The 13,182-nt window shown below is 50.3% G+C and carries 12 protein-coding genes; 11 read left to right on the top strand and 1 reads right to left on the bottom strand.

Translation table 11 applies throughout. The features are described 5' to 3' along the window. The first annotated feature begins 382 nt into the window (after positions 1-382). From J4E70_RS02985 to J4E70_RS02945, 9 genes are all read left to right on the top strand, one after another. Positions 383-1,744: a type II and III secretion system protein family protein gene (locus J4E70_RS02985; RefSeq protein ID WP_213887566.1), complete on the top strand. Its 1,362-nt coding sequence runs from the start codon at positions 383-385 to the stop codon at positions 1,742-1,744. A gap of 4 nt (positions 1,745-1,748) precedes the next feature. Continuing rightward, positions 1,749-2,408 carry an OmpA family protein gene (locus J4E70_RS02980; protein ID WP_213887565.1) on the top strand — a complete coding sequence of 220 codons (660 nt, stop codon included), beginning with the start codon at positions 1,749-1,751 and terminating at the stop codon, positions 2,406-2,408. 202 nt (positions 2,409-2,610) lie between these two features. Next, positions 2,611-3,852, top strand: coding sequence for a CpaE/TadZ family protein (locus tag J4E70_RS02975; RefSeq protein WP_213887564.1), 1,242 nt, complete (start codon positions 2,611-2,613; stop codon positions 3,850-3,852). A gap of 18 nt (positions 3,853-3,870) precedes the next feature. After that, on the top strand, positions 3,871-5,322 hold the full coding sequence (locus tag J4E70_RS02970) for a TadA family conjugal transfer-associated ATPase (protein WP_213887563.1): 1,452 nt from the start codon (positions 3,871-3,873) through the stop codon (positions 5,320-5,322). A 5-nt stretch (positions 5,323-5,327) separates the two neighbouring features. Continuing rightward, entirely contained in the window at positions 5,328-6,296 is a 969-nt protein-coding gene (locus tag J4E70_RS02965; protein WP_213887562.1) for a type II secretion system F family protein, read from the top strand. Between the two features lie 12 nt (positions 6,297-6,308). Beyond that, entirely contained in the window at positions 6,309-7,292 is a 984-nt protein-coding gene (locus J4E70_RS02960) for a type II secretion system F family protein (RefSeq protein WP_213887561.1), read from the top strand. Positions 7,293-7,317: 25 nt separating this feature from the next. Further along, positions 7,318-7,866: a tetratricopeptide repeat protein gene (locus J4E70_RS02955; RefSeq protein WP_213887560.1), complete on the top strand. Its 549-nt coding sequence runs from the start codon at positions 7,318-7,320 to the stop codon at positions 7,864-7,866. A gap of 27 nt (positions 7,867-7,893) precedes the next feature. After that, complete coding sequence (locus J4E70_RS02950; RefSeq protein WP_213887559.1) at positions 7,894-8,754, top strand: tetratricopeptide repeat protein; 861 nt, start codon at positions 7,894-7,896, stop codon at positions 8,752-8,754. Beyond that, entirely contained in the window at positions 8,754-9,248 is a 495-nt protein-coding gene (locus J4E70_RS02945) for a prepilin peptidase (RefSeq protein ID WP_213887558.1), read from the top strand. The genes J4E70_RS02950 and J4E70_RS02945 overlap by 1 nt, the downstream gene beginning before the upstream one ends. 10 nt (positions 9,249-9,258) lie before the next feature. Here J4E70_RS02945 and J4E70_RS02940 read toward each other — a convergent pair whose 3' ends face one another. Further along, a complete protein-coding gene (locus J4E70_RS02940; protein ID WP_213887557.1) occupies positions 9,259-10,827 on the bottom strand; it encodes a hypothetical protein in 1,569 nt (522 codons plus the stop codon). Between the two features lie 200 nt (positions 10,828-11,027). On the opposite strand from J4E70_RS02940, the gene J4E70_RS02935 reads away from it, so the two are divergent. Together J4E70_RS02935 and J4E70_RS02930 are read left to right on the top strand one after the other, a co-directional pair. Further along, on the top strand, positions 11,028-12,338 hold the full coding sequence (locus J4E70_RS02935) for a P-loop NTPase family protein (protein ID WP_213887556.1): 1,311 nt from the start codon (positions 11,028-11,030) through the stop codon (positions 12,336-12,338). Then, entirely contained in the window at positions 12,338-13,159 is an 822-nt protein-coding gene (locus J4E70_RS02930; RefSeq protein ID WP_213887555.1) for an NAD(P)-dependent oxidoreductase, read from the top strand. The genes J4E70_RS02935 and J4E70_RS02930 overlap by 1 nt, the downstream gene beginning before the upstream one ends. Positions 13,160-13,182: the final 23 nt, after the last annotated feature.

The raw sequence follows: 13,182 nt of genomic DNA, 5'->3' as shown, positions 1-13,182 counted from the left end.
CTTTTGAAATTCTCGCGTTCGTGCCCACCTGAACATCCACCCATCAGTATAGGATTGTATGAAACAACGTCGAATAGCTTGGAACGCCTAATTTTAGTGAACCTTTTGGATTCACTAAACAATGGGACAGATTGGGACCGTAAGAAACAAGAGATCCCCGACCCCGTGCTGCAGCACCTTTTAGACATGCATTAATTCGCTACCTGATATGGTACACTTAAACGTGCATTAGGCTACAGATAGCGTTGTGTTGCGAGTTATCCACATAAGCACCCACCCCCAAGCGTTTGATTCTTGCAATAAATCCAGCTTTCCTGCATGTTGACTTTCAAACGGGCAATACAGACCTGTGAGCAGTAGTGATCGGAGAGGCTGGATCACAATGATATATAAAACATTTATGAAGGCGGCCCTTTTGGGCCTTGCCGTAAGTACGGCTAACGTAACAAGCACCAGCGCGGAAACGCTTCAGGTGATGCGAGGCGCGCCATCAAGTGCGCTTAACGTTCCCATGAATCGGGCAGTCGTTGTTGAAAGCGACACACCGTTTGCGGAACTATCAATCGCAAATCCGGGGATCGCAGACATCTCTACCCTGTCAGATCGCACTATATATGTGCTGGGCAAACTGCCCGGGCGCACGACTCTGACGCTTCTGGGTGGCGACGGGCGGTTGATCACCAACGTGGAAGTGCATGTCACACCGGATGTTGCAGAGTTCAAGGAACGCCTGCGTCAGATTTTGCCGGGCGAACGTGTCGAAGTTCGCACAGCAAATGATGGCATCGTGTTGTCAGGCACTGTTTCTTCTATTGCACGGCTTGATCGCGCATTGGACCTTGCTGAACGCTACGCACCAGGCCGGGTTTCGAACCTGATGAGCGTTGGCGGCACACAACAAGTGATGTTGTCTGTTCGTTTCGCTGAAATGCAGCGTTCTGTTAGTAAAGAACTCACGGCTGGGATCAATATCTCAAATGGCGGTGACACCGTGCGGCTCGGCCGAACAAGTGCCGGAATTTTAGCGAACACGGCCGGTGGGTCAGCAAATATCGGCATCGGCATTGGCAGTACGCAACTATCTGTGTTGTTGGAAGCTTTGGAATCTCGCGGCGTTGTAAGAACATTGGCAGAGCCGAACCTGACAGCACTTTCCGGTCAGGAGGCAACATTCCTTGCAGGTGGTGAGATTCCAATTCCCGTCCCTCAAGAGGGCGGTGTAATAACGGTCGAATACAAACCCTTGGGAGTCCAGCTAAATTTCACCCCAAGGGTTGTTGATGGTGATGTTATCAATCTGTCTCTTCTTACTGCGGTAAGCAGCATTGATACGGCTAGCGGAGCTTCAGCGAGTAACTTCGACGCATTTAGACGTCGCGAAACCTCGACAACTGTTGAACTGCGCGATGGCGAAAGTTTTGCAATCGCAGGACTTTTGCAAGATGACTTCCGCGATACAAACTCGCAGGTTCCTTGGTTGGGCGATCTTCCGATACTGGGAGCTTTGTTCAGAAGTGCAGACTACGAACGGAACCAGTCTGAGTTGGTCATTATCGTTACGGCGCATCTGGTAACGCCTACACGCGGCGAAGCCTACGCTCTGCCGACTGATCGTGTACATCCCCCAACCGAAGCAGGGCTTTTCCTTTTCGGACAGGTCGCAAGAGAAGCCAACCAATCCGGCGGTGCTGCAGAAGTCGCAAGACAAGACTTTGATGGCTCTTACGGCTACGTGATGGAGTAAGACAATGCGCGGACCTTTGAAGAGCATTCTGATCATCGCAGCGACAGCAAGTGTCGCTGGTTGCGGACAAAACGTGCTAGGCTCGTTCTATTCCGAAGCAGGCAGCGTCATCGATGGCGGCGACTTCGGCAATACAACGATGAACAACACGCAAATCCAATCCGGGCAGCGTTCCTATGCTGTAAGTTTGGCGCATCGCTTTGAGGCGGAAGTCCCGTCAACAATCAATTTTGCCTTTAACAGCTCAACTTTGGACGCAGAAGCGCAACAAGTGTTGAACCGTCAGGCAAATTGGATCCTTCAATTTCCTGAAATTCAGTTCCGCGTCTTTGGTCATACTGATCTGGTTGGCTCCGACGCTTACAATCGCACGCTTGGGTTGCGTCGCGCTCAGGCAGCGGTTCGTTATCTTGTTGGTCGCGGTGTAAACCGCAGCAGGCTTCAGGCAGTGTCATCGCTGGGTGAAACACAGCCCCTGATCGCCACTCCAAACCCGGAACGGCGTAACAGACGCACAGTTACCCAAGTCTCTGGCTTCGTTCAAAATAACCCAATGGTTCTGAACGGAAAATACGCTGAAGTCGTCTATCGTGAATACGTTGATAGCGCGACAGAACGCAGCACCTTGATTACAGTGCCATCTCAAGCCAAGGCTGAAGAGTAAAGCTCTGTAGAAAATAACCGAATAATTACGGTTTTTTAGCCCTATTGTTGCCAATATTGCCCGTCAAATTCACTCCATGGGTGTGATGCACGCGATTGTGAGTCGCGTGCGGACAACGGCGGAGTGATTTGGGTTAGAGCAGTAACAACCTGAAATCACACTCTAAAACCGCTGGCGTCCCCAAGCAAAAGGACGTGAGGCAATGACGAGTAGTGCAATGTTGCAAACTGAACTGGCCCCGATCGTGGCGTGCACGATTTCGCGGGACGTGCAGAATTTTGATCTTCTCATCGAGGATATGGAAGCAGAGCTTGGTGAAAGTTGGGGCGATTTGAGTTTCGAAGACGCCGCTGCCTTCCTGAAACAGCCCGATGCTGAATCGCTGGAATTTGTTGCAGTCGCCATTGATGATCAGGACGAAGAAAACCTGACTGAAATTGGTGAACTGATCAAAACCGCAAAAGCGCGCGACATTAAAGTTATTTTGATTGCCGAAGAAGTCAGCCCGATTGCGCTACACCAATTGTTGCGGATGGGCGCACATGATTTCGTCCCCTACCCTCTGCCAGACGGAGAATTGCACGAAGCGATTGAGCGCATGCGCGCTCTCGGTTCCGAGGTGAACGTCCCAGACGAAATGAAAACCAAGCTGAAAGCGACCGGTGACAAGAACGGGGTCGTCCTGCCTGTTCACGGGCTCTCTGGTGGTACAGGCGCAACGACGTTCGCGGTAAACTTGGCCTGGGAACTTGCCAATATTGATAAAGAGAAATCACCACGCGTTTGCCTTATCGACTTCGACCTTCAGTTTGGCACCACGTCGACATATCTCGATCTGCCGCGTCGCGAAGCTGTTTATGAGCTTTTGTCTGATACCAGCGCAATTGACAGCGACAGCTTCATGCAGGCTCTTTTGACTTTCAATGAAAAGCTGCACGTTCTGACAGCTCCCACGGAAATCCTTCCTCTCGACCTGATTGGCCCTCAAGATGTTGATCGCCTCGTCGAAATCGCACGTACCAATTTTGACTATGTCGTAATTGACATGCCTTCAACTTTGGTGAGTTGGACAGAAACGGTTCTGAGTCAGGCGCATGTTTACTTTGCGACGCTCGAGCTTGATATGCGTTCAGCTCAAAATGCGCTGCGTATGGTCCGCGCCCTCAAATCCGAGGAATTGCCTTTCGAGAAACTGCGTTTCATTCTGAATCGCGCGCCAAAGTTCACCGATTTGTCTGGCAAGGCGAGAGTGAAACGCCTTGCAGAAAGTCTGGATATCGATATCGAAATTCAGCTTCCGGACGGCGGAAAACCTGTTGCACAGGCCGGTGATCATGGGCTGCCGTTGGCGGAAACCGTGGCAAAGAACCCATTGCGCAAGGAAATTCAGAAACTGGCGCTTTCAATTCATCAATTAAACGAAGTGGCCGAGACAGGTCAGTAATAGGTAGAAGGAACGCTTATGTTTTCGCGTTACAAAAAACCAGTCAACGGAACGGATGGTGCTAAAGCAGCACCAGCCAGCCCACCAAGCAATGTCACGCCGCTTCCGACATCAAAGCCCGCGCAAACTAAACAATCTATGCGCAAAGTCTCTAAGGATATTGCTCCAAAAGAGTCGAATGACAAGGAAAAGAAACGCAAAGAGCGTTTGGGCGAGATCAAGGTTGAACTGCACAAACGCTTGCTCGACAACCTGAACCTATCAGCGCTGGAACACGCGAGCGATACAGACTTGCGTAATGAAATTATCGCCATCGCAACTGAGGCACTCGACGACATGAGTGTTGTGCTAAACCGTGAAGAACGCTCGCTTCTTAATCAAGAATTGTTTGACGAGGTTACAGGGCTCGGCCCGCTAGAGCCTTTGTTGAAAGACGACAGTGTCAACGATATTCTCGTAAACGGCCCCCGACAGATATTCGTTGAACGTGACGGCAAACTTGAAATGTCGCACATCACATTTAAAGACGAAAAGCACCTGTTGCGTATCATCGACAAGATCGTATCCGCAGTTGGCCGGCGCGTCGATGAATCAAACCCATATGTGGATGCGCGTCTGGCAGATGGCTCTCGCTTTAACGCGATGGTGCCACCGATCGCTGTTGATGGCTCTCTGGTCTCTATCCGTAAGTTTAAAAAGGAAAAACTTGCGATTGATGATTTGGTGACCTTTGGTGCATTCACCGAAGAAATGGCTGCTTACTTGCAAGCCGCCGTTGCCTGCCGGCTCAATATCATCGTCTCTGGTGGTACGGGTTCTGGTAAAACGACAACCTTGAACGCCCTTAGCTCCTTCATCGACAACGCTGAACGCATTCTGACAATCGAGGATACGGCAGAACTTCAGCTGCAACAGACGCATGTTGGCCGGATGGAAAGCCGCCCGCCAAACGTTGAGGGCAAAGGCGCTGTCAGCCAGCGGGATTGTTTGAAAAACGCACTTCGTATGCGCCCCGATCGCATCATCGTGGGTGAGACCCGCGGCGAGGAAGTCATTGATATGCTTCAGGCCATGAACACCGGTCACGACGGTTCAATGACCACGATTCACGCGAACTCGGCGCGCGATGGTGTTTCACGACTGGAAAACATGATCGCCATGGCTGGTATCGAGATGCCGCTTAAGGCAGTTCGCAGTCAGATTTCTTCGGCCGTGAACCTGATTGTGCAGGCAAGTCGGCTCCAGGACGGCTCGCGCCGGATGACCTCGATTACCGAAATCACAGGGATGGAAGGTGACGTCATCTCAATGCAGGAAGTTTTCCGCTTTCAGCGTGTCGGTTTGACACCTGAGAACAAAATTATCGGCCATTTCACAGCGACCGGTGTCCGGTCGCATTATTCAGAACGGTTCAAGATGTGGGGCTACAACTTACCTGCTGAAATCTTTGAACCCACGTTAGAAGGTTAATCGCCATGAGCATCAATCCGGAACTCATTGTCTACGGCCTGATTTTTATTGGCGTGATCCTGTTGGTTGAAGGGATCTATCTAACAGTCTTTGGTAAATCCATCAGCCTTAACAGCCGCGTCAATCGACGGCTTGAAATGCTGGAAAAAGGCGCAGGCCGTGAACAAGTGCTGGAACAACTCCGCAAGGAAATGACCCAGCACATGAAATCAAAGTCAATTCCGCTCTATTCCTTGCTCGCTGAAAAAGCGCAGAAAGCGAATATAGCATTTTCGCCGGCTCAACTTATTCTGATGATGGCTGTGCTGAGTGTCGTTGCCTTCGTGGGACTCACGATGGGGACTGGCGCGTCTGTCGCAATTCGCGCTGGTCTTTCGGTCGTGATGGGTATTGCCGGGATTTACATCTGGGTCAACGGCAAGGCTAAAAAGCGTATGTCGATGCTCGAGGAACAACTTCCGGATGCCGTTGAACTGATGGTACGGAGCCTGCGCGTTGGCCACCCATTTACGTCAGCACTCGGAATCGTTGCACAGGAAGTGCCTGATCCATTGGGTACTGAAATGGGCGCAATTTCGGATGAAAGCGCCTATGGCCGAGATGTCGGTGAAGCGCTGAAAGCCATGGCGGAACGTATGGATATGCAGGACATGCGTTTCCTGGCGGTTGCCGTGACGATCCAGCAAACATCAGGTGGTAACCTTGCAGAAATTCTGGACGGTCTGGCCAAAGTGATCCGGTCACGCTTCAAACTGTTCCGTCGCGTGAAAGCGATCACAGCAGAGGCAAAGTGGTCAGGTATGTTCCTGTCGGTTTTCCCCCTCGCTGCACTCGTTGCTATCAACGTCATTCAGCCAAACTACTATGACGACGTGATGGAAACTTCGGTCTTCATCCCTGCCTGTCTGGTGGTTGCTGGCTTCCTTGTCGCCAACGTGTTTGTCATGCGTTCACTCGTCGACATCAAGGTTTAGGGGGACCACATAATGGAAATTATTTCACAAATCAACGAATTGCTCACAAACCAATTTGGTGAGTTCGGCCCACTTTTAGTTGTCGGAATTCTGGGCTTGTTCCTTGTTCTTCTGACTTTGCCAGTAATGCTTCGTAAAAATGAAGATCCGCTCGACAAACTTCGCAAATCACAAATTGAAGAAAAAAAACCTAAAGGAAATGCACAGAAACTTCGCTACGATACAAAAAAGGACAAGCTCGAGAAATATTCTACGTTTCTGGAACCGCAGAACGAGGAAGAATATTCAGCGGTTCGCCTGAAGCTTCTGCAAGCAGGCTACCGCAGCAAGCAAGCTGTGCGGACATACAACTTTATGCAGCTCGCCCTTGGATTGGGGTTTTTAGTTATCGGTGCGATTTTTGCTATCTTTCAAGCATCAACTGGTGACCCGTCAGCCCAAACCATTGCAATGTCAATTATTTTGCCGGGTGTCGTTGGCTACATGTTGCCAAAGTACTGGGTCAATCGCCGCGTCCAATCACGTCAGGAAGAAATAACCAATGGTTTCCCTGACGCTCTCGATATGATGCTTGTCTGTGTTGAAGCCGGTCAATCGCTTGATCAGTCCATCATACGGGTCAGTAAAGAAATTCGCGCTGGTTTCCCATCTCTTGCGGATGAGTTTGAAATTGTTTCAAACGAAGTCAAAGCAGGTAAAGACAAAGTTAGCGTTCTGAAAGACATGTCTGCGCGTGCGGGTGTAACTGATGTCGCGTCATTCGTGACCGTTTTAGTCCAATCTGCGAGTTTTGGTACCTCTATCGCCGACGCTCTTCGGGTTTATGCCTCGGAAATGCGAGATAAACGCGTCATGCGGGCAGAAGAGAAAGCAAATACCTTGCCCACCAAGATGACACTTGCCACAATGATGTTAACGGTGCCGCCGCTTCTGATCATTCTGATCGGGCCGTCGGTCTACCAAATCTCGGTAACGCTCTCGAACACAAACTTCTGAGGACATGATAAAAAACTGGGTGGCTATGATCGCGGCATTTAGCCTTTTGACCGCTTGTCAGCAGACAGGCGGTCTTGGTACGTCTGAAGACAGCCCCTTTGCCCCGACTGGTGCCTATGATCTGGACTCTTCGGTTGATGGCCTCATTGTTGGACATCGGCTCATGGCGGCCGGTGAGTATCAACTTGCGCTACGCGCCTATAACCGCGCAGCGGGTGTACAGGGCCTTAATGTTGATACGCTTTCAGCGATCGGGTCAGCCAACTTGAAACTTGGTCGTCTGGGTCAGGCAGAAAGATCACTCCGGCTTGCCGTTGAACAGGACGATAGCTTTCCGGCAGCGTGGAATAATCTAGGCGTTATCCTTATGGAAAAAGGCGAAACCGGAGAGGCCGAACAGGTTTTTCATCGCGCCTATGCGCTTGATAGTGGCGAAAGTGACTCCATTCGCGAAAATTTACGCTTAGCTATCGCAAAGAATCAAAACCCTGAATACTATGAAGGGAATAATAATATCAATTTCGAGTTGGTGCGCCGAGGCAGTAGTGAATACCTCCTGCTTTCAACACCTTAGAAGGACCGAGCAGTAAAGGACGCGAAAATGCGCCATTCTATTTTAGCGACTCTGTGCCTAACAGGGATAGTCGGCTTGTCAGCTTGTGAAAATTCTGACGACGCCGAAGTAGATCGGGCATTGGCCGATTTGAACGTTATCGACGAAAGCAACCTCAGCGACATCATGTTGACGGTAGGTGACCCAAACGAAGCGGTCGCATATTTTCAACGATCCTCTCAGCAAAATCCGGATCGGATTGACCTGAAGCGTGGGCTCGCAAAATCACTGGTCCGTGCCGGACAGCCAGATCAGGCCGTTAAGGTCTGGCGTGATGTTGTTCAGCATCCTGACGCAAACAACGATGATCGTATTGACCTGGCTGACGCGCTGATCCGCAATGGCAATTGGGATGGCGCAGAAGCCGAACTCGACAAGGTTCCACCAACTTTTGAGACTTACAAACGCTATCGCCTGGAAGCAATGATCGCTGACGGCAACGAAGAATGGGGAAAAGCTGACAGTTTTTATGAAACGGCTGTTGGGTTGACCACCACACCTTCAGGGGTTCTGAACAACTGGGGGTATTCGATGCTGACACGCGGCAATTACCCCGAAGCTGAACGTCTTTTCATCCGCGCGATCACTTACGACAAGGACCTGTTCACCGCGAAGAACAACCTTATTCTGGCCCGCGGCGCACAAGGCAACTACGATATGCCAGTTATTGAGATGACCCAGGTTGAACGCGCTCAGTTGCTTCACACCCTTGCGCTTTCGGCAATTAAGCAGGGTGACGTCACAATCGGCAAGGGTTTGCTGAAAGAAGCGATCGACACTCATCCGCAGCATTTTGAAGCGGCCGTGCGCGCCTTACGCGCATTGGAAGACAACGTTTCCAACGGCTAATGTATATTTCGGCTTCATCCGCGCTTTGGTTTTTACTATTCGCCGCCCCGATTTGTATTTGGGCGGCGAGCAGCGATATGAAAACCATGAAAATTCCAAACAAAGCAGTCCTTGCATTGATCTTTGTATTTGCAGTTGTGGGTCTCATCGCGTTGCCGCTTTCGGAATATCCGTGGCGTTACGTGCATTTACTCGTCATATTGGCGTTTGGTTTTGTCCTGAATATGGTTGGTGCGATTGGTGCAGGTGATGCAAAATTCGCCGCTGCTATGGCACCATTCGTTGCGCGGGGGGACGCGATGCTAATGATCTATTTTTTTGCCGCAGTCTTGCTTGCAGCTTTCGCAACGCACAGGCTTTTCCGCAGTGTTCCGGCGTTGCGCAACCTGACACCTAACTGGGAATCCTGGGAAAACGAGAAATTCCCTATGGGGCTGGCACTTGGCGGCGCACTCATTTTCTATCTTTCTGCGGGTGTATTCTATGGAGCTTGACGCGTAAAACTCAGCTCTTTTCCAGTAAAATATAAAGTGGCGTGCGCCGAATTTCGTTCAGGGTGGTATCGTTTCTTTCAGCAATAATCTCGAGAATCTGTTTGCGTACTTCTGTCGAAATTGGGCAAAGTGGCACCAAGAGATAATCCGCGCTCTCAAACCCCGGCAGGCCACCGTAGTACCATGGTGCACCACCAATTAACGGTAACAAACTCCCATAAAGCCAATGGCTTGAGATCAGATCTGCAGCGAAAAGACGTTTTCCTTCAGCTAACCCGGAACGCTCCAGATCCTTGACGATTGCATTGATCCACGCGGGAATACCCATTGCCAAAGTACACTCTGGCAGTTGTTCACCCAAAAGTTCCACCAGTTCCTTTCGTCCTGTCAGATCAGCATCAAAATCAAGACCTGTTTCTGGGTCATTCATGGCAACCGTTGCATCCACACGGTAAGCACGAATTTTGGCCGTCAACAGGTCTACATGTTGTGTGCTTCGTGGCAAAAGAGGTGCGTAATCTTTATTCACTGCGGCAAGGTGACGAAAAGGGCTAAACGCAAGATTGAGGAAAGAGGGTGAAGAAAATGCAATTGCTGCGGCTCCGGCCATGTTCAGCATCAGCCGCATATTCCAACCTCTCCCACTCACAACATCTGCGGCAGGGCGCAAAGCAAACAGCAGTACCGCTAACAGCAGCAGCCATTGCGGATCGTTTCCAAAATTTTGGTAGGTGACATATGCAAATCCGGGTGCCAGTAAAAGAAGAAGCAGTCCGCCCACTTGCTCCTTCGCCTGTCGTAGCAATACGACCGAAAAAATCACTAAAATCGAACTGCCCAAATACGCTGGCGCAACGACAATTGCCTGAAAACTCTCTCCGGGCTGTGGGCGCACCTCAGATTGCGCCACCGCAAGCAGATCGCGCAGATATGCGAGCCAGTATCCTGACCCTGCAAACGCGGTAATTACAAGTGCAATCATAAGGCCTGTTACAAGCGCGAAAAAGATGCTGCGGTAACTTCTGTGCAATGCCAATCCCAACAAAACCGGCACCACAAAAGCAACAAAATAGGTTACCTTGATCATCGCAAGCGCAGCCAGTGCCACCCCGATGATGATCCCGTCAATCGTTGCATTTTTATAGTGATGCTGTGGAATAACAGACAAAGAGATCGCTACAAATGCAAAAGCCCAGGCCCAACGATTATAGTGCATCGAAACCGAAAGCGACTGTTGAGCTTCGCCGTGAATCAAGGCCAGCACCAAGACCATCACGAAAAGGCAAAAAAGATATGCTATTCCGATACTTAGACGACTGATACCGATCCACCAAACGAAAGGTATAAGCACCAAAGCCATCACAATTTGCGCATAAATTACAGCGTGCCCGATTCCGAAACCAAGCTTTACAAAGGCGGCAATTGGCGCAAACGCAAGCGCGCCAATCGGCGTCATGAAATCGAGATGTGGCCATTGACCATCAGCCATTCGAAACACGATCTGCATCATGTGCAGTGTGTCACCTTCGTGCTTGGCAATGAACAGCCCGTCCTTTGCAAAGGCCAGGCCGCCCAGCACAAAGACGACTCCCAAAAGGAAGCAAAATAAGAGTACCGGATTAGGCCTTTGCGCCGTTGTGTACATTCCTGTCCCCAATCCTTTTTTAAAAGGATAACGCCGCAGACTCGCCGATGCAAAAGCCATATGCGGTTTTTGTTGTTCTAAAGCTCACAGAAGGGTAGAATCACTCTAAAACAAAGAGCAGTTAGGGTCTTTCGATGAATATGCATGCATCTACGGTTGTCGCGCCTCCCGCACCCCGAAGCCTTGCGGAGATGAACCTTCCTCCGGTTATGATGCGGGACATCCTTTTGAAAACCATGTTTCGCCAGAACGTTGAACAGGTTAGCGAAATTGCCAAAGCTATTTGTTTGCCTATTCCGGTAACTCAGGAACTGGTAGATCATGCGCGAGAACAACGCCTGCTTGAAGCAACTGGCACACTTCACGCTTCCTCGGGAAATGAAATGGGATATCAGCTGACCGATGCAGGCAAGGCCCGTGCTCTGGATGCATTGTCGCAGTCGGAATATTATGGTGCAATGCCCGTGCCGCTCGATGTCTACAAAGATCAGGTCGAGCGCCAGTCGATCAAAAACATCCAGATCACCCGTGATCAGTTGACTGGTGCAATGGGTCATCTCATTTTGCCACCTGAGTTGCTGGACCATCTTGGCCCCGCCGTCAGTTCTGGCCGTTCCATTTTGATGTACGGCCCACCTGGCAATGGTAAATCCTCTATTTCCAATGGTATTCGTGATGCGCTTGGGGACAAAATCTATGTACCCCGTGCGATAGAATATTCCGGTCAGGTCATTACCGTTTATGACCCCATCGTGCACAGCGCAGCGGAAACCCAGGAAGACGATCCAACATCGTTACGCCGGGCAAGCAATCGATATGACACACGATATGTCCGCTGTGAACGCCCAACGGTGATCACCGGTGGTGAGCTTTCGCTTTCCATGCTCGATCTTGTTTACAACCCAACGGCCCGGACCTATCAGGCGCCTTTACAGCTTAAATCCACCGGCGGTGTCTTCATCGTGGATGACCTTGGCCGTCAGGAAGAGCCGCCACAGGCTCTGATCAACCGCTGGATTGTTCCGCTTGAAGAAGGCAAGGATATTCTAGCGCTTCAATCAGGTGAAAAATTTACCGTGCCGTTTGACACGCTGGTGATTTTCTCAACCAACTTCCATCCAAATGAAATCTTCGATAGGGCGGCCCTTCGCCGGATATTCTTCAAAATCAAAATTGATGGACCAAGTCAGGAAGATTTCCTTAAGATTTTCGCAATGGTTGCCCGTAAAAAGAAAATGCAGCTTGATGAGGCAACGCTTGTCCATCTGCTAAAGAAAAAATACCCGACAATCGACAATGTTTACGCGAACTATCAACCGATATTCCTGATTGATCAGATGATGGCAATCTGTGATTTCGAAGGCATTCCCCATCAGATGACTCCTGAACTGGTTGAACGGGCCTGGGCGAACATGTTCGTCAAGGAAGAAAAGATTATTCACTGATGCTGCAAGGCATCGGTGTCGCTGGATGTGGGCGTATGGGATACCCTATGCTTGTTGCGCTTCGCGAAGCGGGGTTTGAAGCACACGGTTTTGATATACGTCCGCCGTCGGATTACAATACGCCTGTGGATGTGATGACTGACAAGCCCAAGGTTTTTGCTGAAGGCCTTCAGATTCTTATCACGGTCGTGCGCGACATTGACCAGACAGAGGACGTGCTGTTCGGCGCTCAGGGTTTCGTGGACCGCGCTGCAGATTTGGAACAGATCATTTTATGCTCGACCCTTTCACCGCGTTACACAAAAGAACTACGAGGCCGCGTTCCAGACCACATCCGTCTGATAGACGCACCTATGTCAGGTGCTCAAATTGCAGCCCAGCACAAAAAACTGTCTTTCATGTTAGGCGGCTCAATCGGTGACCTTGATCACCTTCACCCTCTGTTCACAGCAATGGGGCAGCATTTCCACAGGATGGGCCCATTTGGGGCTGGGATGTCAGCGAAGGTTCTGAACAATCTACTTGCTGCCTCTTCAACCGCAATGACGCGACTTGTGCTTGATTGGGCAGACGATGCCGGTTTGAATGAAGCTCAGTTTCTGGATCTTGTCCGCACGTCTTCGGGCCAGAACTGGTTGGCAAGCGGGTTTGAAGAAATCGAATTTGCGCGGGATGGGTATCGCGAAGACAACACAATTGGAATTCTCGTCAAAGACGTAGAAAGCGCACTTGATGGGGCGCCCGATAAAGCTGACACAACATTGCCGCGTGCTGTTCAAAATTTGATTCAAAACCTTTCTCCACGCGAAAAAAAATCTTGAAAAGATTTTTGTGAAAACTTTTT

The organism is Pseudohalocynthiibacter aestuariivivens, from assembly GCF_018457175.1.
Classification (GTDB): Bacteria; Pseudomonadota; Alphaproteobacteria; order Rhodobacterales; family Rhodobacteraceae; genus Pseudohalocynthiibacter; species Pseudohalocynthiibacter aestuariivivens.
The sequence above is the reverse complement of the archived record's forward strand: the minus strand, read 5'-3'. Positions and strand labels throughout refer to the sequence as shown.

Coding starts and splice junctions, on each gene's coding strand:
- J4E70_RS02950 (WP_213887559.1), top strand. CDS start 7,894: ATGCGCCATTCTATTTTAGCGACTCTGTGCCTAACAGGGATAGTCGGC.
- J4E70_RS02955 (WP_213887560.1), top strand. CDS start 7,318: ATGATCGCGGCATTTAGCCTTTTGACCGCTTGTCAGCAGACAGGCGGT.
- J4E70_RS02965 (WP_213887562.1), top strand. CDS start 5,328: ATGAGCATCAATCCGGAACTCATTGTCTACGGCCTGATTTTTATTGGC.
- J4E70_RS02980 (WP_213887565.1), top strand. CDS start 1,749: ATGCGCGGACCTTTGAAGAGCATTCTGATCATCGCAGCGACAGCAAGT.
- J4E70_RS02975 (WP_213887564.1), top strand. CDS start 2,611: ATGACGAGTAGTGCAATGTTGCAAACTGAACTGGCCCCGATCGTGGCG.
- J4E70_RS02960 (WP_213887561.1), top strand. CDS start 6,309: ATGGAAATTATTTCACAAATCAACGAATTGCTCACAAACCAATTTGGT.
- J4E70_RS02985 (WP_213887566.1), top strand. CDS start 383: ATGATATATAAAACATTTATGAAGGCGGCCCTTTTGGGCCTTGCCGTA.
- J4E70_RS02930 (WP_213887555.1), top strand. CDS start 12,338: ATGCTGCAAGGCATCGGTGTCGCTGGATGTGGGCGTATGGGATACCCT.
- J4E70_RS02945 (WP_213887558.1), top strand. CDS start 8,754: ATGTATATTTCGGCTTCATCCGCGCTTTGGTTTTTACTATTCGCCGCC.
- J4E70_RS02970 (WP_213887563.1), top strand. CDS start 3,871: ATGTTTTCGCGTTACAAAAAACCAGTCAACGGAACGGATGGTGCTAAA.
- J4E70_RS02935 (WP_213887556.1), top strand. CDS start 11,028: ATGAATATGCATGCATCTACGGTTGTCGCGCCTCCCGCACCCCGAAGC.